Annotated in this window: 19 protein-coding genes; 8 read left to right on the top strand and 11 right to left on the bottom strand. The window is 64.1% G+C overall.

Annotated features, from left to right (window positions below):
• Positions 1-32 precede the first annotated feature (32 nt).
• The 3 genes from FJ943_RS02045 to FJ943_RS02035 all read right to left on the bottom strand — a co-directional run bounded on the left by FJ943_RS02045 (position 33) and on the right by FJ943_RS02035 (position 1641).
• Positions 33-311, bottom strand: a complete 279-nt coding sequence (locus tag FJ943_RS02045; RefSeq protein ID WP_023771988.1) for a helix-turn-helix transcriptional regulator — start codon at positions 309-311, stop codon at positions 33-35.
• 275 nt (positions 312-586) lie between these two features.
• Positions 587-1291 carry a phosphatase PAP2 family protein gene (locus FJ943_RS02040; RefSeq protein WP_015314760.1) on the bottom strand — a complete coding sequence of 235 codons (705 nt, stop codon included), beginning with the start codon at positions 1289-1291 and terminating at the stop codon, positions 587-589.
• An 8-nt stretch (positions 1292-1299) separates the two neighbouring features.
• A complete protein-coding gene (locus FJ943_RS02035; protein WP_140719522.1) occupies positions 1300-1641 on the bottom strand; it encodes a hypothetical protein in 342 nt (113 codons plus the stop codon).
• Positions 1642-1809: 168 nt separating this feature from the next.
• Between FJ943_RS02035 and FJ943_RS02030 the strand changes: the two genes are divergently transcribed.
• Entirely contained in the window at positions 1810-3201 is a 1392-nt protein-coding gene (locus tag FJ943_RS02030) for a sensor histidine kinase (protein WP_140719520.1), read from the top strand.
• A complete protein-coding gene (locus tag FJ943_RS02025; protein ID WP_140719518.1) occupies positions 3198-3854 on the top strand; it encodes a response regulator transcription factor in 657 nt (218 codons plus the stop codon). The genes FJ943_RS02030 and FJ943_RS02025 overlap by 4 nt, the downstream gene beginning before the upstream one ends.
• A 118-nt stretch (positions 3855-3972) precedes the next feature.
• Here the strand turns inward: FJ943_RS02025 and FJ943_RS02020 are convergent, their stop codons facing one another.
• Positions 3973-4446 carry a hypothetical protein gene (locus FJ943_RS02020; protein ID WP_140720348.1) on the bottom strand — a complete coding sequence of 158 codons (474 nt, stop codon included), beginning with the start codon at positions 4444-4446 and terminating at the stop codon, positions 3973-3975.
• Positions 4447-4722: 276 nt separating this feature from the next.
• On the opposite strand from FJ943_RS02020, the gene FJ943_RS02015 reads away from it, so the two are divergent.
• Entirely contained in the window at positions 4723-6726 is a 2004-nt protein-coding gene (locus FJ943_RS02015) for a PhoX family phosphatase (RefSeq protein ID WP_140719516.1), read from the top strand.
• A gap of 128 nt (positions 6727-6854) precedes the next feature.
• Complete coding sequence (locus FJ943_RS02010; RefSeq protein WP_015314754.1) at positions 6855-7079, top strand: hypothetical protein; 225 nt, start codon at positions 6855-6857, stop codon at positions 7077-7079.
• 32 nt (positions 7080-7111) lie between these two features.
• On the opposite strand, the gene FJ943_RS02005 is transcribed toward FJ943_RS02010, so the two are convergent.
• The gene (locus tag FJ943_RS02005) at positions 7112-8299 is read right to left on the bottom strand and encodes an NAD(P)/FAD-dependent oxidoreductase (RefSeq protein ID WP_140660329.1); all 1188 of its coding nucleotides are present in this window, start codon (positions 8297-8299) and stop codon (positions 7112-7114) included.
• 444 nt (positions 8300-8743) lie between these two features.
• On the opposite strand from FJ943_RS02005, the gene FJ943_RS02000 reads away from it, so the two are divergent.
• Positions 8744-9781, top strand: a complete 1038-nt coding sequence (locus tag FJ943_RS02000) for a phosphatidylglycerol lysyltransferase domain-containing protein (RefSeq protein ID WP_015314752.1) — start codon at positions 8744-8746, stop codon at positions 9779-9781.
• Positions 9782-9808: 27 nt separating this feature from the next.
• Here the strand turns inward: FJ943_RS02000 and FJ943_RS01995 are convergent, their stop codons facing one another.
• Positions 9809-10588 carry an ABC transporter permease gene (locus FJ943_RS01995; RefSeq protein WP_015314751.1) on the bottom strand — a complete coding sequence of 260 codons (780 nt, stop codon included), beginning with the start codon at positions 10586-10588 and terminating at the stop codon, positions 9809-9811.
• Positions 10585-11511, bottom strand: coding sequence for an ABC transporter ATP-binding protein (locus FJ943_RS01990; protein ID WP_041163616.1), 927 nt, complete (start codon positions 11509-11511; stop codon positions 10585-10587). The genes FJ943_RS01995 and FJ943_RS01990 overlap by 4 nt, the downstream gene beginning before the upstream one ends.
• Positions 11512-11747: 236 nt before the next feature.
• On the opposite strand from FJ943_RS01990, the gene FJ943_RS01985 reads away from it, so the two are divergent.
• Both FJ943_RS01985 and FJ943_RS01975 read left to right on the top strand, forming a co-directional pair.
• On the top strand, positions 11748-13109 hold the full coding sequence (locus tag FJ943_RS01985) for a cytochrome ubiquinol oxidase subunit I (protein WP_140719515.1): 1362 nt from the start codon (positions 11748-11750) through the stop codon (positions 13107-13109).
• Positions 13110-13350: 241 nt separating this feature from the next.
• A complete protein-coding gene (locus FJ943_RS01975) occupies positions 13351-14355 on the top strand; it encodes a cytochrome d ubiquinol oxidase subunit II (protein WP_140719511.1) in 1005 nt (334 codons plus the stop codon).
• Positions 14356-14425: 70 nt separating this feature from the next.
• On the opposite strand, the gene msrA is transcribed toward FJ943_RS01975, so the two are convergent.
• The 4 genes from msrA to FJ943_RS01955 all read right to left on the bottom strand — a co-directional run bounded on the left by msrA (position 14426) and on the right by FJ943_RS01955 (position 17752).
• Positions 14426-15151 (bottom strand): peptide-methionine (S)-S-oxide reductase MsrA, encoded by a 726-nt coding sequence (gene msrA, locus FJ943_RS01970; protein ID WP_015314746.1) that lies wholly within the window; start codon positions 15149-15151, stop codon positions 14426-14428.
• A gap of 223 nt (positions 15152-15374) precedes the next feature.
• Positions 15375-15671: a hypothetical protein gene (locus FJ943_RS01965; protein WP_140719509.1), complete on the bottom strand. Its 297-nt coding sequence runs from the start codon at positions 15669-15671 to the stop codon at positions 15375-15377.
• Positions 15672-15788: 117 nt separating this feature from the next.
• Entirely contained in the window at positions 15789-16493 is a 705-nt protein-coding gene (locus FJ943_RS01960; RefSeq protein ID WP_140719507.1) for a DUF1223 domain-containing protein, read from the bottom strand.
• A 179-nt stretch (positions 16494-16672) separates the two neighbouring features.
• Entirely contained in the window at positions 16673-17752 is a 1080-nt protein-coding gene (locus tag FJ943_RS01955; protein ID WP_140719505.1) for a pilus assembly protein TadG-related protein, read from the bottom strand.
• Positions 17753-17959: 207 nt separating this feature from the next.
• Here FJ943_RS01955 and lepA point away from each other — a divergent pair, with 207 nt between their 5' ends.
• Positions 17960-19765 (top strand): translation elongation factor 4, encoded by a 1806-nt coding sequence (lepA, locus tag FJ943_RS01950; RefSeq protein WP_015314742.1) that lies wholly within the window; start codon positions 17960-17962, stop codon positions 19763-19765.
• Positions 19766-19814: the final 49 nt, after the last annotated feature.

Raw genomic sequence — 19814 nt, 5'->3', positions numbered from 1 at the left:
TCGGCAGGACTGTCGGCGGTCGCCGTCGCGACTTATTCCGGCTCGGCCTTGGGTTCCGGCGGCATGGCGGGCTTGAGGCGCACGCCCCTGCCGCCGCGCTCGCTAGCCTGGTTCTCGCCGATCAGTTCCACCCCTGCTTCGTCGAGAGCCTGGATGACCTTCATCAGCGTATCGACCACGCCCCTGACCACGCCGCCGCTCGCCTCCATGCGCTGGATGGTGGGAAGCGAGACGCCGGCGCGCTCGGCGAGCGTCCTCTGGTCGATGCCGGCCAGCGCCCTTGCGGCGCGCATCTGCGCGGCAGTGATCATCGGCCGGAATCCCCGTCTGAGCCTGCTACCATAACGTATAATACCATCATTATCATGTTTCAAGCATCATTATACCAGTTTAGGACGTAACCACTGCCACCTGATGCCCATTTTCTTCGATACCTGCCAGGGATTTCAGGTAGGGTGGCATGCATCAGAGGCAGGGGGTACGCGGGTGAACGTTTTCAAGACCTTGGTGATATCGGCAGGCTTGCTGTCGACGGTTCTGGTACTGACGGGCTGCGGAGGGCACCTCATCAACAGGTTGATCTGACTCAGTCAGGCTCCTCGCTCACCGCCTTGCGCCGTTGCAGAAGCCTCGCCACCAACCAGCATAGCATCGCCCAGGCGAAGCCGGCACACCAGCCCGCCAGCACATCCGAGGGCCAGTGGACGCCGAGATAGATGCGGCTGACGCCGACCAGCACTGTCGTCAGCACCGCCAGGAACAGCACGTAGACCTTGGTTGTCCGGCCCGGCAGGAAGCGCGCCGCCAGCGAACCGAGCGTGAGGTAGGTCACCGCCGACAGCATGGCATGGCCGCTCGGGAAGGAAAGCGACGTCTCGTTGACAAGATGCGAAACCAGTTCCGGGCGCGGCCGGTCGACGCCGGCTTTCAGCAGGCTCGACAGCACCTGGCCGCCAGCCACGGCAACGAACATGAGAAGCGCCGTCGCCGGGCGGCGGATCAACAGCAGATAGATGATCGTCGCCGCCGTGATCAGCACCAGAACACTGGAGCTGCCGAGGCTGGTGATGTCGCGCATCGCGCCTTCCAGCCATGGCGGACCGATCGGGATCGCCGGTTGACCGGCCTGGCGGAATGCAAGCAGGATTTCGGTATCGAAGGCGTGCGGCGTGGTGGCCCGTGCCACCTCCATCAATTCCTCGAACGCCCACAGCCCACCGGCGATGACCAGGCCGGCCAGCAGCACCGGGAATTCGACCCGGTTGAGCAGAGCTTTCGCGGCGTTCTTCATCGGCACCGTTACATCCGCCCTTGCAGATAGGGCCCCAACGTGATCAGCGCCACGGCCGCGATTGCCAGCGCGATGCCGACCGCCTGCAACGCGTTGACGCGCTCGCCGAAGAACACCAACGCAACGACATTGACCGAAACCAGCTGGATCACCGCCGAGAGGCTGAACGACACCGACATGCCGAACTCGCGGATCAGCCGCAGCATGATCAGATTGCCCAGCGAATAGAGCGCCAGCGTCAGCAGGATCTTGCCCAGGCTGGGCGCCAGCCCCCATTGCTTGGCGGCGGTCGCCGCCAGCAGGAAGATCACCGTCGAAAAGCCGAGCTGCAGAAGTCCCGAAAAACTCAACGTCCCGTTCCCCTCGAAGCGGCTTTCGCCTGATATCGCCGACCTTGTTTCCGATGCGTGCCGGAACGTCAAGCGACGTCGTTCAAACGAGGGTCTTGGCAACGGCGAGACTGAAGCTCAATGTGCCGGAATCGCCCAGCCTGTCGATAGAAGGGCGGCCAGGGGTTCATGGTTCGTATTTTTCAGAACTTGGCGCGGCGCTGGAGCGAGCTTTCCCTTGCCCTGCAATTCGTCGTTGCCGGCGGTTTTGGGCTACTGGTCGTCATGGTGGTGGTCGGGACCTGGGTGACGACGCAGATCCGGGACGGCGTCACTCGCAATTCGGCCGCCACGACGGCGCTCTATGTCGACAGCGTGATTGCGCCGCTGCTGCCCGACCTGCGCAAGAGCGAGGAGCTCAGCGCATCCGTCAAGCAGGCGCTCGACGAGACGCTCGGCCAGGGCGCGCTCGGCAAACGCCTGGCATCCTTCAGGCTCTGGCGCCGCGACGGCACGATCCTCTATGCGAAGGACTCGGCTTTGACGGGTCGCCGCTTCGACCTGAACGACAATCTGCGTTCTGCCTTCCAGGGCAGCGTCGTTGCCCAGTTCGATACGTTCGACGAGAACGAAGACAAGGAGCGGGCCGCGGGTGTGCCGTTGCTCGAGATCTACAATCCAGTGCGCGAGCCCTGGTCCGGCGAAGTGGTCGCCGTCACCGAATTCTACGAGGTCGCGAGCGATTTCAAGGCTACCCTGGCTTCCGCCCTGCTGTCGAGCTGGCTGGTCGTGGCCGGCACCACCTTGACAGCATTTCTGCTACTGTCGGGCATCGTCCTGCGCGGCAGCCGCATTATCGACGATCAGCGCGGGGCGCTGCGCCGCCAGGTGTCGGAGCTGCAGGGCCTGGTGACCCAGAACAACGCCTTGCGGCATCGTGTGCAGCGGGCGTCCCGCCGCGCCACCGCGCTCAACGAAAGATATCTGCGCCGGATCGGCGCCGACCTGCATGACGGCCCTGCCCAGCTCGTGGCGCTGGCCGCGCTGCGCATGGACAGTCCGGTGTTTACCGGCGACGGGCATGGCAGCGAAGGCCGCTCGACCGAGGTCGCCATGATCCGCAAGACGCTGGAGGATGCGATGCGCGAGATACGCGGCATCTGCACCGGCCTGGTCCTGCCGCAGATAGAAACGGCGGCGGCGGCGGACGTGTTGCGGCTGGCCGTCGAGGAACATGAGCGCCGGACGGGCACATCGGTGACGCTTACGATGCCGAAACATTTGCCGGAGCCCGGCGCTTCTGAGAAGATCAGCATCTATCGCTTCGTGCAGGAGGGGCTGAACAATGCCTACCGCCACGGGCGGGGCAAGGATCAGGCGGTGCGTGCAGGCATGAAAAATGGTAGGCTTTTCGTTGAAGTATCGGATGGCGGACCGGGCTTCGATCCGGCGCGGGCCGAGGGGCTGGGCCTTGCCGGCCTCAGGGAGCGGGTTGAAAGCATTGGCGGCCAATTTGAAACCCTGTCAGGGCCGAAAGGCACGAAGCTGGTGATCCGTCTTTCGGTCGAGGAGCAAGCATGATCGGCGCCATCCGCATTGCCATCGTCGACGATCATCCGCTGTTCCGCGAAGGCGTGACGCGCAGCCTGTCGGAGATCGGCGGCTTCGAGATGGTCGGCGAAGGCGCGACCGCGCAGGACGCGGAGCGCATCGCCTCGACCATGCAGCCCGACATATTGCTCATCGACATTTCCATGCCGGGCGGCGGCCTGGCCGCGGTTGCCAGCATCCTTGCCGACCATCCCGCCCAGAAGATCGTCATGCTGACCGTTTCTGAGGCGAATGCCGATGTGACCAAGGCCTTGAACGCCGGGGTGCTCGGCTATGTCCTCAAAGGCGTCGGATCGCGCGCGCTTGCCGATATCCTGCGCAACGTGGCGGCCGGCGAAAGCTATCTTTCGCCGATGCTGTCGGCCCGGCTGCTTTCCGACGTGCAGTCCTTGCAGCCCGCCAACGGCGTGGCGGACCGGCTGCGGCAACTCACCGGCCGGCAGACCGAAATACTGCGGCTGGTGGCGGAGGGACTGAGCAACAAGGAAGTCGCCTTGCGCCTGGAGCTGCAGGAGAAGACCGTCAAGCATCACATGACGGGGGTGCTGTCGAAACTCAGCGTGCGAAACCGTACTGAAGCGGCCCTCATCATGCGCGAGTTTCGCGACCGCGACCGTTCGTAGCCATCGCGGAACGCCGCGAAACGAGGTCACCTCCGCCGGGGGGCGGCGGAGGTGACGTGTGAGGCCGGTCGTTGCCTGTTGACCAGCTTCACAAGGCCGAAATTCATAGGGCCGAAATTCAAAGAGCCTTGAGACGGCTGGCGTCGGCCGGTGTGGCGCGGCGATCGACGATCGTGCGGCCGAGCTTATCCTTCATGCTGAAACGGCCGTTCTCGATCGTTTCCGTCAAGCCGTCAGGGTGCTGAACTGTAATGTTGCTGCCGTCCACGTCGACCGTGTCGCCGGTCGTGGCGTTGACATGGCTTGTGCTCTGGTTGCCCTGGCCCTTGCCCTTTCCGCTATTCCCGCCGCCGCTGTTACCGCTATTGCCGTTGCCGCTGTTTCCTCCGTTGCCGCTGTTGCCGCCACCGCCATTCCCACCGCCGTTGCCACCGCCACCGCCGTTCCCACCCTTGTCGGCATGTGCGGTCGCGGCATCGATTCCAGGCACGAAGCCATGGAAGACGATTCCATAGGGAGCGATGGTCAGCGCCAGGACGGCCGCCGATCTGAGAGCCAGACGGCAACAACGGGCCGTGATCGATCCACGCATACTGACCTCCGTCGATTGAGCCGGCGCGCCCACCCCAACGTTGCAGTGCAACAACATCGCCGAAAGACGTGGTGACCGGAAGCGCCCTCCGACCGTTGCGTTTGTCCACCAGGACCTTTGCAGGCGCAAGGTTGGACCAAAGTCCCAGTCGAGGCGTGAAAAATCGGCCTCGTGAGCGAGCGGCAGCGGAGATACCATGTCACGAAAATGTGATCGGCCTGACGTAAGGCGGTCGAACAGGCAACAAGCTCCAGCCAAAACCCACCAGAGGTTCCCATGACCGAACATCGCTCCCCCGACGCCCGATTCCGCACCAGCCTGCTCGAGGAAAACGAAGGCCCGGCCAACAATCCCAGCGAGAACCGAACCATGGGCGAGATCATCGCCGCGCGGTTCTCGCGCCGTGGCTTCCTCAAGGGTTCGCTTGCCGTTTCGGCGATCGCCGCCACCGTCAGCCCGCTGGCCATGATCGCCGCCGACGATGCCCGCGCCGCGGAAGGCTCGGCGTTCAAATTCGACGAGCTGGAGGCCGGTATCGACGACAAGCACCACGTCGCGCCGGGTTACGACGCCGACGTTTTGCTGCGCTGGGGCGATCCGCTGTTTGCCGATTCGCCGGAATTCGACCCGACGAAGCAGTCGGCGCAAGCCCAAGCCAGGCAGTTCGGCTACAACAACGACTATGTCGGTTACATCCCGCTCGATGGCTCGGCCGAACATGGCTTGCTGGTGGTCAACCACGAATACACCAACCCGCATCTGATGTTCCCAGGCATCGTCAAGATTGTCGAGAAGGACGGCAAGAAGTCGGCCGAGGTGGCGCCGCTCTCGAAAGAGCAGGTCGATGTCGAGATGGCCGCCCATGGCGGCACCATCGTCGAGATCCGCAAGGGTGGCGGCAAATGGCGGGTGGTTCGCGACGGCAAGCTCAACCGCCGCATCACCGCAAACACCGAAATGGCGCTGTCGGGCCCGGTTGCCGGCCATGACCGCGTCAAGACCAATGCCGACCCGTCCGGCGTCAAGGTGTTCGGCACCATCAACAATTGCGCCGGCGGGGTCACGCCCTGGGGCACCTATGTGATGTCCGAGGAGAACATCCATGGCTATTTCTCCGGCGAGCTGCCGGAGGGCCACAGGGAGGCCGCCAACTACAAGCGCCTCGGCATTCCGGAAGGCGCCTATGAATGGGGCGCGCATTATGACCGTTTCAACCTGGCCAAGGAGCCGAACGAGCCCAACCGCTTCGGCTGGATCGTCGAGGTCGATGTCAACGACCCGGCCTCGGTGCCGCGCAAGCGCACCGCCATGGGCCGCTTCAAGCATGAGGGCGCCGAATCGATCGTCGCCAAGGATGGCCGCGTCGTCTTCTATCTCGGCGACGACGAGCGCTTCGACTATGTCTACAAGTTCGTCACCAAGAGCATGTTCAACGCCGGCGACCGCGCGGCCAACAAGGATCTGCTCGACGACGGCACGCTGCATGTCGCCAAATTCGCGGAGAACGGCTCGGTCGAATGGATGCCGATCGTGTTCGGCCAGGGGCCGCTGACGGCGGAAAACGGTTTTGCCGGCCAGGCCGACGTGCTGATCGAGACACGTCGCGCCGCCGACCTCCTTGGCGCCACCAAGATGGACCGGCCCGAAGACATCCAGCCCAATGCCAGCAACGGCAAGGTCTATGTCATGCTGACCAACAATTCCAAGCGCAAGGCCGATCAGGTCGACGCCGCCAACCCGCGTGCCGAAAACGCCTTCGGCCACATCATCGAAATCGTCGAGGACGAGGGCGATTTCGCCGCCACCAAGGGCAAGTGGGAAGTGCTGCTGAAATGCGGCGACCCATCGGTGGCCGCCGTCGGCGCCACCTTCTCCACCGCGACGACGGCCCATGGCTGGTTCGGCATGCCCGACAATTGCGCGGTCGATTCGGCCGGGCGCCTGTGGGTCGCCACCGATGGCCAGGGCCCGAAGGCCACCGGCCGCACCGACGGCCTGTGGGCGGTGGACACGGAAGGATCGGCGCGGGCGACCTCGAAGCTGTTCTTCCGCGTGCCGATCGGCGCCGAAATGTGCGGCCCGCTGTTTGCGCCGGACGACCAGACCGCCTTTGTCGCCGTCCAGCATCCGGGTGACGGCGGCGAGGATTGGGAAGCGTTCGGCCGGCCCTCCTATTACGAGGACCTGTCGACCCGCTGGCCCGATTTCAGGCCCGACATGCCGGTGCGGCCGGCGGTGGTCGCCATCACCAAACAGGGTGGCGGCAAGATCGCCGTCTGAGGTCGGGCAAAAATGAGAGGGGCTCCGGCGATCCGGGGCCTCTCTTTTGTGCGATATCATATTCAAGCCTCGGGAAAGATTGGCAATTTACATTTGGCGCCCTAGATCGTGATCAGGAGATCATCGCCATGCCCAAGTCGATCTACGACCGTGGCCTGCTCAAACCTGACGAAGTGGCCACCTTGCAACGTGTCTTCGACGAGGCCTGCCGCCGACGGCAAGCGCATCCCGAATCCGTCGAGGCGCGTGAATTGGCGCTCACCTTACTGGCCCTCTACAATGCCGGCATGGTCGACGAGGAGATGCTGACCGAGGCTGTCGGTTTCCGGCGGCTGGAGCCGAAATCGGCGTGACGCCGACGGCAAATGTTGTCCTATGCGGTCGCTCAGCGTGAGGCGCCGGAGGGGCGGGATGAGCCGGCGATCCGCGCAGCTATCGCCTTGGCCAATATGCCGGCATTGGCAAAGCAGCCGCGGATGCTCGGCCGCATGCCGGTGAACCACAGGCCGGGCAGTTTCGGATCGGCCTGGCCGCCGTTGAAGAGCGGAACGCCCTTCTCGTCGAGCACGCCGAGATTGCCGACCATCCGCTCCAGCCCAGTGCGGTAGCCCGTCGCCGCAATGACGATGTCGGGAGCGATCAGGCTGCCATCGGCCAGGATGACGCCGTCGCGGGTGAACTCCCGTACCCCGGGCACCACCACGATCCTGCCCGATTTGATGGCATCGACGGCGCCATCGTCGGCGGCGATCGCGGTATAGTCCGAGGTCAGGCGGCTGGCGCCGCCCGCGGGCGCGGGCGGCACGCCGAATTTGGTGAGATCGCCGAATACCAGGCGCTGCGTCACCGCCATCACCGCATCGGCGACGCGCAGCGGCAGGCGCGCCATGAGCGGCGAGAGGCGGTGCACGGCGATCTTGCCGACCCGCTTGGGCAAAAGGGCGGGGCCGTTGCGGGCCGACAGCCAGACAGCGGCGGTATCGACACCGGCCAGATGATTGAGTGCGTCGAAGCCCGAATTGCCGGCGCCCACAACCAGCACCTTCTTGCCCGCATAGGCCTGGGCATCGCCAAAATCCGCCGAGTGGATGATCCGGCCCGCGAACGCCTGCATGCCCGTCCACTGCGGCGTGAAGGGTTCCCGGTCGCGGCCGGTGGCCACAACGACATGGCGCGCCAGGCGCGAGCCGGCGCTGGTTCGCACGACCCAGTGATCGCCCCTGAACGTGATGGACTCGACGGAAACGCCAAACTCCACCGGCAAACGGTTCGCCTCATGGAAATCGTTCATATGGCGGATGACGACGTCCCGGTGCGGAAAGGCAGGGGTGCCCTTGGGATAGGCAAGGCCAGGCAGTGCCGAGAGATCGCGGTGGGTGTTGAGGTGCAGCTGCTCGTGGCGCCGGCGCCAGGGCTCGGCCAGCCGGCTTTCCTTCTCCAGGATCGCCGTCGCCACGCCGGCCTTCATCAAGGCCCTCGCGACGGCCAGCCCGGCGGCGCCGGCGCCAACGACGATCGCCGGCTCGACCGTCACCGCCTGCTCCACCATCGATCTGCTTGTCGTATCAGCCATTCACTCTCGAACCCCATTCGCGCTCGCGGCGGCCCCTGAAGGCTCGCAGGCCGCTGTAACAGTTTGATCGCGCGCAGGACCCGAACGGCAACTCGATGCCGATCTTCGATGGTCCCGCGCCGAGGCGGCTTCGCTTCCGGAGCATTCCGCCGCCCATCGGAAACAGCCGGTCGCGGCACCGCGTCAAAACCACGACATCGAGCGCATTACCCGCTTCCGTTCGAATACATCCAGCCCTATATGGCATATCGGCGGCATCGGCGATAATCAGGTCGCGGCAAAGTGATTGATTCGAGGTCCGGGGGCTGGCGGATCTCGTCACGGACGCGGGCATTCGAAACTGGCAACCCGATTTCGGCTACCCTGCGAAAAATCAAGACGCCGTGGCGCGTCTTGCGTGTCGTCGGACACGTCGCGCCATGGACGGCACGCGGAATCTCGACCATGCCCTCCTTGCGGATCTATTTCGACAACCTCCTTGAGGGAGCCTCGCCCAAGGTCGAGCGCCGGGCGCTGACGCATGTCGAACGGCTGGCGCTGGTGCGCCGCCATGGCGACTTCTCGCTCGCCTATTCCACCGCCGTGCAAAGCAAGCTTTCCTATTTTGGCGATGCCGACGGTTACATCGCCTTCGGCACCAAGATGAGGCATCATTTCGCGCTCGGCGATCCGGTGGCGGCGCCGGATCGGCGGCCCGATTACATCAGGCGCTTCGTCGAGAGCGCTGGCGGCCCGTGGTTCGTGCAGATCGGCGAACAGACCGCCCAGGTCCTTGCCGGCCTTGGCTACAAGATCAACCGGCTGGGCATCGACACGCGCCTCGCTCTGCCCGACCATGACTTTTCCGGCAAGCGCAACGAAACGGTGCGTTATTCCGAGCGCTGGCTGCTGAAGAAGGGCTTTTCGTTCGAGGAGGACAAACGCACGATCCACCTCGACGAGATCTCCCGGCTGTCTCAAAACTGGCGCGGCGACCGTATCGTCAAGCGATGGGAGATGGGTTTCCTCAACCGACCGTTTTACGATCAGCTCGGCACCGATATGCGCCGTTTCGTGCTGCACGGCCCCGATGGCGACCTCGTCGCCTTGCTCGATTTCGATCCGATGTTCGCCGACGGCAAGGTGATCGGCTACACCACCGCCTTCAAGCGCAAGCACATCGATGCCTCGCCGCATGCCGAGATCGGCCTGACCAAATTCGCCGTCGACCGCTTTCGCGAGGAAGGCATTTCGGTGGTGACGCTCGGCCTGTCGCCGCTGCTCGATGTCGGCCCGAGCGGATTTGCCGAAAGCGAGTTCTGGCGCAACGCCTTCCAGCGCGCCTACGACTCGCCCTGGGTCAACCGCCGCAGGTTCAACCTGCAGGGACAGGCGGCATTCAAGCGCCGCTTCCACGGCGCCGAGGAACCGGTCTACATCGCCTTTCGCGAGGGGACCTACATCGAGATGCTGGGGTTGCTGCGGCTGGTCAAGGCCATTTGAGGCCTCTCTCACGACTTTAGGGCCGCGTCAGTTCCTCAGCCGGTAGCCGGTCCGGAAGATCCAGGCGACGATCGCGATGCAGACGGCCAGGAACACCAGCGTCATGCCGAGGCTGACGACGACCGAGACATCGGCCTTGCCGTAGAAACTCCAGCGGAAGCCGCTGATCAGGTAGACCACCGGGTTGAACAGCGTGATCGTCTTCCAGATGCCGGGCAGCATGTGGATCGAATAGAAGCTGCCGCCGAGGAAGGTCAGCGGGGTGATGATCAGCAGTGGCACCAGTTGCAGCTGCTCGAAGCTTTTCGCCCAGATGCCGATGATGAAGCCGAACAGGCTGAAGGTCACCGCCGTCAGGATCAGGAAGGCGAGCATCCAGAACGGATGTTCGATGTGCAGCGGCACGAACAGCGAGGCCGTGGCCAGGATGATCAGGCCGAGGATGATCGACTTGGTCGCGGCGCCGCCGACATAGGCGATGACGATCTCCAGGTAAGAGACCGGCGCCGACAAAAGCTCGTAGATCGAGCCGACGAATTTCGGGAAATAGATGGCGAAAGAGGCGTTGGAGATCGACTGCGTCAACAGCGACAGCATGATCAGTCCCGGCACGATGAAGGCGCCGTAGGCGATGCCGTCGATTTCGGTTATGCGCGAGCCGATGGCCGAGCCGAAGACGACGAAATAGAGCGACGTCGAGATGACTGGCGAGATGATGCTCTGCAGCACGGTGCGGAACGCACGCGCCATCTCGACCCGGTAGATCGCCCAGACCGCGCGAAAATTAGGGGCCGCACGCAGGTTCATGGCTCTTGCCTCAGGAGATTGACGAAGATCTCTTCGAGCGAGCTGTTCTTGGTATCGAGGTCGCGGAACTGGATGCCGGCCGCCTCGAGATCCCTGATCAGCGAGGCGACGCCCGGCCGGTCGCTCTGGTTGTCGTATGTGTAGGTGAGTTGCGTGCCATCCGGCGACAGTTCGAGCGCGTAGCGCGAGAGCCCGTCGGGCACGCTGCCGAGCGGCGCGCGCAGCTCCAGCCTCATCTCCTTGCGGCCGAGTTTGCGCATCAGTTCGGCCTTGCCCTCGACCAGGATGATCTCGCCGCGGTTGATGACGCCGACGCGGTCGGCCATGGCCTCGGCTTCCTCGATATAGTGCGTGGTAAGGATGATGGTGACGCCGTCCTCGCGCAGCCGCCGGACCATCGCCCACATGTCCTGGCGCAGTTCGACGTCGACGCCGGCGGTCGGCTCGTCGAGGAACAGGATGCGTGGCTCGTGTGACAGCGCCTTGGCGATCATCAGCCGCCGCTTCATGCCGCCCGACAGCGTGATCGCCTTGGCGTCCTTCTTGTCCCACAGCGACAGGTCGCGCAGCACCTTCTCGACGAAGGCCGGATTGGCCGGCTTGCCGAACAGGCCGCGGCTGTAATTGACGGTCGCCCAGACGCTCTCGAACGCGTCGATGGTGAGTTCCTGCGGCACCAGCCCGATCAGGCTGCGCGCGGCGCGATAGTCCTTGTTGATGTCATGGCCATCGACGGTCACGGTCCCCGAAGAGCGGTTGACGATGCCGCAGACGATCGAGATCAGCGTCGTCTTGCCGGCGCCATTGGGGCCGAGCAGCGCGAAGATCTCGCCGCGCTGGATATCGAGGCTGACTTCCTTGAGCGCGGTGAAGCCGGTGGCGTAGGTCTTGGAGACCCCGGAAATGGACAATATGGAGGGCATGGTTGAAAACGGCTGCCTGAAAGAGGTGACTTGATATAGGCCTGTTGTCGCCCAGTGCAACCGCAAGTCAATGCCCTGCTGCCAGTTCTGGACATCGAAGCGCGGAACTGGCTGGGAATGCGCCGCGTCCATCCGGTAAAATTGTCCTGTGGCGTTCAGCCTCGCGGCAGGAGGCCGCTTTGACCTGACCCCGCTTCGGGCCTATCCTTCGCGAGTATTTACAGCCGGAGCCCGCCATGGACCCGCTCATACTGTCGCGCATGCAGTTCGGCGCGAATATTTCGTTTCATATCCTGTTTCCGACAATCACCATTGCCCTTGGCTGGGTGCTGCTGTTCTTCAAGCTGCGCTACAACGCGACCGATGATTCCGCCTGGATGCGCGCCTATTTCACCTGGGTGAAGGTGTTCGCGCTGTCGTTTGCCATGGGCGTGGTTTCGGGCGTCACCATGAGCTTCCAGTTCGGCACCAACTGGCCGGGCTACATGCAGCATGTCGGCAACATCGCCGGACCGCTGCTCGCCTACGAGATCCTCACCGCTTTCTTCCTCGAGGCGGCCTTTCTCGGCATCATGCTGTTCGGCTTCCGCCGCGTCTCCAACCGCATCCACACGCTGGCGACGGTGCTGGTCGCCGGCGGCACGACGCTGTCGGCGTTCTGGATCATCGCCCTCAATTCCTGGATGCAGACGCCGGCCGGCTTCGAGATGCGCGACGGCGTCGCGCACGCCGTCGACTGGTGGGCCATCGTCTTCAACCCGTCCATGCCCTACCGGCTGGTGCATATGCTGCTCGCCTCGGGGCTTACGGTGTCGTTCCTGATCGCCGGTCTGTCGGCGCTGCGCTACCTCAACGGCGACCGTTCGGAATCGATGTGGAAGGCGCTGCGCACCGGCGTCTTTACCGCTGCGATCCTGATCCCGATCCAGATCCTGGCCGGCGACCAGCATGGGCTCAACACGCTGGAACACCAGCCGCAGAAGATCGCCGCCATGGAGGCCAACTGGAACACCGGTCCCAACGTGCCGCTGGTTTTGTTCGCGCTGCCCGACGAGGCGGCCAGGGAAAACAAGTTCGAGGTCGCGATTCCGGACGGGGCCAGCCTTATCCTGCGGCACTCGACCGACGGTGTCGTGCCGGGGCTGAACGACTATCCCGGCAACCATCCGCCGGTCTTTCCGCTCTTCTGGAGCTTTCGCATCATGGTTGGCACCGGTCTTTTGATGCTCGCCGTCTCCTGGTCGGCGGCCTTCTTCCTCAAGCGCCGGCATACACTGCCGAGGCCGCTCGCCATGCTGATGGTGCCGATGGCGTTGTCGGGCTGGCTGGCGACGCTGGCCGGCTGGTACACAACCGAGATCGGCCGCCAGCCATGGCTGGTGACCGGCGTGCTGAAGACCGCCGATGCCGTCGGCCCGGTGGCCGGCAGCCATGTCGCGCTGACGCTCGCCATTTATCTCCTGCTCTACGTGCTTTTGCTGATCGCCTATCTCGGCGTGCTGGTGCACCTGGCGCTGAAGGCGGCCAAGGACGGCGACACCTCGCCGCTGCCGGGTGTTCTCGACGCACCGCTGTCGCAGCCGGCCGCGGGGGAGTGAGCATGTTTTCATTGCAGGCCCGCGCCGCCCCTCACCTGCCTGCCGGCATCCTCTCCCCGTATAGGGACGGGGAGAGGGGCGCTGAGTCCTATGGTTTCGCCAATCGCCAACGTTGCATGGATGGCGCCGGCGTTGCGGCCAGCCCGCTTCTCCCCGTCCCTATACGGGGAGAAGTGCCCGGCAGGGCGATGAGGGGCTGCGCTAGCTTCGCAAACCGAAATCAGGGCGTGAGGAGAGCAAGATGACCTACGACTGGCCAACCCTGCTCCCCCTGATCTTTGCCGGCCTGATGGGCCTTGCAATCCTGGTCTACGTCATCCTCGACGGTTTCGACCTCGGCATCGGCATTCTGTTCGCCGCCGCCGAGGACACCGAGCAGGACACCATGATCGCCGCGATCGGCCCGTTCTGGGATGCCAACGAAACCTGGCTGGTGCTGGCCGTCGGCCTGCTGCTGGTCGCCTTTCCGCTGGCGCATGGCGTCATCCTGACGGCTCTCTACATTCCGGTCTTCGTGCTGCTGGTCGGCTTGATCCTGCGCGGCGTCGCCTTCGATTTCCGCGCCAAGGTGCCGGCGGGGAAGAAACATCGCTGGAACCGTATTTTCTTCCTGGGCTCGCTCATCGCCTCGCTGGCGCAAGGCTATATGCTGGGCGTCTACGTGCTCGGCCTCGATGTCGGGCCAGGCGGCATGGCGTTTGGCGTGCTGGTGGCGTTCTGCCTGGCGGCGGCCTACGCGGCGATGGGCTCCGCCTGGGTGATCTACAAGACCGAAGGCGCGCTGCAGAAGAAGGCGGTGCTCTGGCTGCGCACCGCGCTGGTGCTGACCGCGCTCGGCATGGCCGCCGTGTCGCTGGCGACGCCGTTCGCCAGCCCGCGCATCTTCGCCAAATGGTTCGTCTGGCCCGAGATGCTCTATCTGTCGCCGCTGCCGATCCTGTCGGCGCTGCTGTTTGCCTGGCTGTGGCGGCAGACCTTCCATCTGCCGAGGCCTGACGATCGCCATTCGCTGACACCGTTCCTGACGCTGGCCACCATCTTCGCGCTCGGCTTTGCCGGCCTGGCCTGGTCGTTCTATCCCTATGTGGTGCCCGATCGCCTGACCATCTGGCAGGCGGCGTCGGCGCCCGAAAGCCTGGCGATCATCCTGGCCGGCACCGTGGTGGTGCTGCCGGTCATCATCTTCTATTCGTTCTATGCCTACCGCGTGTTCGGCGGCAAGGCGACGGATCTGACGTATGATTGAGGCGCGATGACAGCGCCTTTCTCCCCGTATAATGACGGGGAGAAAGGCCAGAATGGCGCGCCTCGCAATCTCAGTTGCTCGCCGACAGCACCAGCACCGGCTTTTCGCTGTAAAGCGCCGGGAACAGCGTCTTCAAATTCGCCACCTTGGGCAGGTCGTTGTAGACGATGTAGGGATAGGTCGGGTTCAGCGTCAAAAAGTCCTGGTGGTAGGTCTCGGCCGGATAGAAGGTCTTGCCGGTCTCCAGCGTGGTGACGATCGGCTCGCCGAACACTTTGGCCTTGTCGAGCTGCGCGATGTAGCTCTGCGCGATTTTCTTCTGGGCGTCGTTTTCGGCGAAGATCGTCGAGCGGTACTGGGTGCCCGAATCCGGACCCTGGTAGTTGAGCTGGGTCGGGTTGTGGGCGACCGAGAAATAGACCTGCAGCAGCTGGCCGTAGGTGACCTTGGACGGATCATAGGTGATCTCGACGGACTCTGCGTGGCCGGTGCGGCCGGTGCCGACCGTCTCGTAGACGGCGTCGTCCTTGGCGCCGCCGGTATAGCCCGAGACCGCCTTGCTGACGCCCTTGACGTGCTGGAACACGCCCTGCACGCCCCAGAAGCAGCCGCCGGCGAAGATCGCCTTCTCTGTGCCGGTGGCCGCTTTTTCGTCGATTGCCGGCGGTGGGATCTTCACGGCATCCTCGGCGGAGATGGCCGGCGTCAGCCAGAAGGCGGCGCCCGCGACGGCAAGGGCGAGGGCGGCGAGCGCGCCCCGGACAAAGCCTGTCGAACGTTTGTTGATAGTGGTCATGGTTGCACTCCTCATGGCTTCCATTGGGATCAGTCTATTGGATCAGCTACGGTGGCGCGATGCGTGAGTTGCGGCGGAGGCTCACATTCGCGTGCGCCTGCGGACTTTCTGTTTCGACCCCGTTCCCGAAGCAAAACCGCTTCAAGTCTTTCCCGGGGCTGCTCCAGCAACTGTCCCCGGCTGGACAGGGAGCCCGCCAGGGACAGAAGGCCACGCACCAATCTCAATTGGCGGTGGCATCCGTTGCCGGCTTCATCGCGTCGGTCGCCGGTTTCATCGCATCCGTGGCAGGCTTCATGGCGTCCGTAGCGGGCTTCATGGCGTTGGTCGCCATCGGGTCGGCCGGCTTCATCGCGTCGGTTGCCGGCTTCATGACGTCCGCGGCCGGCGCCATGGCGTTGGCGGCGGGCTTCATCGCATTGGTGGCATCGTCGGCGCGGGCGATGCCGCCGGCAAACAGCGCCGTGGAGCACAAAGCGAGGGCGAGAGCCGGCAGCGCCAAGCGGGAGAAAGTGGTCATGGTCGGTTCCTTGGGTTTACGGGTTGATGGCACGCCCTTTTGGGCGGCCAGGCTCTTGCGCCGCTGCTCATGCGGCGGCGCAAATCTCTGTTTGAAAAATCTCTGCTCGAACGTGATCTAGTTGGCGGCGGCGGCCAGGATCGGTCCGCCGCCGGGCGACTGCACCAGCACGGCGGTGCTGAGGCCGCCCGAGGCCGCCGGCAGATCGAGCGTCTTGGCGTCGCCGCTCCAATTGCCGAGTTTTGTCAGCGCATGCACGACATTGGCGTGCGGCAAGGTGCGGCCGGTGTTTTCGCCGCGCGCCACCGGCACCTCGACGACACCCTTGGTGTAGCGCACCAGCCAGACATCGGCGTGGCCGCCCGGAGCGGCGCCGGCGCCGATCGCGACCTTGCCGCCCTCGAGCGACAGCGACGGACCTCCGGTTTTGGCCGTGGCCGCGATCAGATGTTCGATCTCGCCGGGTGCGGCGCCGACGACGTCGGCATGGCCGTTGACCACCACTTGCGGCGTGAATGGCCCGTCATGGCCGAGCGGCGGCTCATAGGACACCTGGCGCTGGGTGAATTCCTGCCTGCCGAACGTGTCCTTCCAGCCGAGGTAGTCCCAGTAGGTGACGTTGAACGACAGCGCCAGCACGCCGGGCCGGTCCTTGACCTTGATGAGGTTGGCGTTGGCCGGCGGGCAGGACGAGCAGCCCTGGCTGGTGAACAGCTCGACCACGGTGAGCGGCTGGGCGACGGCGCCGGCAAGCGATCCGGCGAGCGCCAGCGCGGCGAGGCCGGACAGTGCGAAAAACCTGCTTGGTAGGAATGGTGACATCGGCTTGCTCCGTGGGACGACGCCACGATGCGCCGCTCATATCCCCACTTCGCCGCCACGGACGGCTTCGTTACAACGCTCACCGGTTTGTGATTGAAGAGCGCTCTGCCCTGCGGGCCCCAGAGATTGGCCAACACGGTCGCCACATCCAATCTCCCCACGAGGGGAGATCGGCAGCGTCACTGTGTCAGCGCCGTCTCCGAGGGCCGCTTGTTGTAGTCGCATTTGCCGGTCACGTTGTAGAAGAAGTCGGCGTTGGCGGCCGGCGCCGGGACCGAGTTACCGCCGTCTTCCCAGGCCTGGTAGCTTGTCGCGCCGCAAGGCACGATGCTGAAGATATCGATGATCTGGCCGCTCGCGGTCTCAGTATAGTCAACCTTGTTGGTCTGCGGATTCATGACGCCGTTATAGAGCCGGTCCGAGGTGGCCGTATCATTCGTCTTAAGATACTGCGGATTACCTGATGGCACATACATCTGCAGAGAGAGGTTACCCATCTGGCTGACGTCGATGGATGCGCCTGTGCCATTGGCGGGGTACATCGTGTCGACACAATAATATTTCGTGCCAAACTTGTCGGTTTGGACCGTCTCCCCGTTGGGCGGTTTGCTGCCGAGGCTGCAGACCTGCTTCTGAGCCACCGTGGTGACGGTCTTGCCGGTTGAATCGGTGGTAAGGACGCTGGTGGTGGTGGTGCCATAGCCCTTCGGGTCTCCGGTCTTGCCATAGACATAGTCGATCGTCATCAGCGGCTTGGCCGTCGTTGCCCCGAATTGCATGCCGTAGAGCGTCATCGTCTTGTTCCAGTAACCCGACACGCCGGTGACCTTGAAGGTGGCATTCACCAGCGCCGGCGGCTTGCTGACCGCAGAGGCGACGGCGATCGGTACGGTGTTGATCCTGGCAATCGACATGAAAACGGTCGGCATGGCGAAGCTTGCCGTGGCCTGCGCCGTGGTGGCGGTGGTGGCGGTGCCGGCCACGAAGCTGGTCAGCGTCGCGGTGCCCTGCCCGCCATTGGCGGTGAAGGAATCCTGCAGCAGCGTCTGGCGCTGCGCCAGCGTCGACGTGGTGTCCATGGTGGTGATCGTCAGGATCGCGGCATCCAGTGCCTGCTGCTGGTTGGATTTGGTCTGGACCGCGCTTGTATAGTCGACCGAGAAGCCGATCACCGCGATCAGCGGCATCAGGCTCACCAGGAAGAGCGGCATCATCGACCCGCTGCGGGAGCGGGCAAAGCCGCGCAAAACCCTGAACATTTCAAACCCCCGACAGACATTAGCGAGCGTGCAATTACCACGAGCCGGCGAACCAAGCTCTAATGTGACCGATCAAAGTTTATGCATTCTTTGCCCGTAGGCCGGGTTTTTCGATTTTTTCGCCGATCTCACCGCTTTGTGAGCGGCAAGGCAGCCCTTGGGCGCCAAGCCTTGCCGCCGCTTGCCGCCCCTGCTAAAGCGCGCGGCATGAGCACGCCCCTCGACCACATCCGGAATTTTTCCATCGTCGCCCATATCGACCATGGCAAATCCACGCTTGCCGACCGCCTGATCCAGTCCACCGGCGGGCTGGAGCTGCGCGACATGAAGGAGCAGGTGCTGGACTCGATGGACATCGAGCGCGAGCGCGGCATCACCATCAAGGCGCAGACCGTGCGGCTGAAATACCGCGCCAACAATGGCGAGGACTATATCCTCAACCTCATCGACACGCCCGGCCATGTCGACTTCGCCTATGAAGTGTCGCGCTCGCTCGCCGCCTGCGAGGGTTCGCTGCTGGTGGTCGACGCTTCGCAAGGCGTCGAGGCGCAGACGCTGGCCAATGTCTACCAGGCCATCGACAACAACCACGAGATCGTCGTGGTGCTGAACAAGGTCGACCTGCCGGCCGCCGAGCCCGAGCGCATCCGCGAGCAGGTCGAGGAGGTGATCGGCATCGACGCCTCCAACGCCGTCCTGATCTCGGCCAAGACCGGCCTCGGCATTCCCGACGTGCTGGAAGCCATCGTCCACCAACTGCCGCCGCCGCGCGAGGGCGATGCCACGGCGCCGCTCAAAGCCATGCTGGTCGACAGCTGGTACGACGCCTATCTCGGCGTCATCGTGCTGGTGCGCATCATCGACGGTGTGCTGAAGAAGGGCCAGACCATCCGCATGATGGGCACCGGCGCCAAGTACCTGGTCGAGCGCACCGGTGTGTTCACGCCCGCCCGCATCAATGTCGACGAGCTCGGCCCCGGCGAGTTCGGTTTCTTCACCGGCTCGATCAAGGAAGTGGCCGACACGCGCGTCGGCGACACCATCACCGAGGACAAGCGCCAGACCGCGCATGCGCTGCCCGGCTTCAAGCCGGCGCAGCCGGTGGTGTTCTGCGGCCTGTTCCCGGTCGACGCCGCCGATTTCGAGGATTTGCGCGCCGCCGTCGGCAAGCTGCGCCTCAACGACGCGTCCTTCTCTTATGAAATGGAAACGTCCGCCGCGCTCGGCTTCGGCTACCGCTGCGGCTTCCTGGGCCTGCTGCATCTCGAAATCATCCAGGAGCGGCTGGAGCGCGAGTTCAACCTCGACCTCATCGCCACCGCGCCCTCGGTCGTCTACCGGCTGCTCCTCAATGACGGCTCGATGAAGGAACTGCACAACCCGGCCGACATGCCCGACGTGGTGAAGATCTCTGCCATCGAGGAGCCGTGGATACGCGCCACCATATTGACGCCCGACGACTACCTCGGCGGAATTCTAAAGCTCTGCCAGGACCGGCGCGGCATCCAGGCCGACCTCTCCTATGTCGGCAAACGCGCCATGCTGACCTACGACCTGCCGCTCAACGAAGTCGTCTTCGACTTCTACGACCGGCTGAAGTCGATCTCCAAAGGCTACGCCTCGTTCGACTATCACCTGACCGACTACCGCGAGGGCGATTTGGTGAAGATGTCGATCCTGGTCAACGAGGAGCCGGTCGACGCGCTGTCGATGCTGGTGCACCGCACGGCGGCCGAAAAGCGCGGCCGCCAGATGGTCGAGAAGCTCAAGGAGCTGATCCCGCACCACCTCTTCAAGATCCCGATCCAGGCCGCGATCGGCGGCAAGGTCATCGCCCGCGAAACCATCTCGGCGCTCCGCAAGGACGTCACCGCCAAGTGCTACGGCGGCGACGTGTCCCGCAAACGCAAGCTGCTCGACAAGCAGAAAGAAGGCAAGAAGCGGATGCGGCAGTTCGGCAAGGTGGATATCCCGCAGGAGGCGTTTATCCAGGCGCTGAAGATGGGGGATTGAGGAACTTCCCGATCTTAGTGAGGCGTACAGACGAATATGTGCCTATACC

The sequence above is a fragment of the Mesorhizobium sp. B2-3-10 genome, from assembly GCF_006442275.1.
GTDB classification, from domain to species: Bacteria; Pseudomonadota; Alphaproteobacteria; order Rhizobiales; family Rhizobiaceae; genus Mesorhizobium; species Mesorhizobium australicum.
This window is presented reverse-complemented; position numbering and strand designations above follow the sequence as displayed.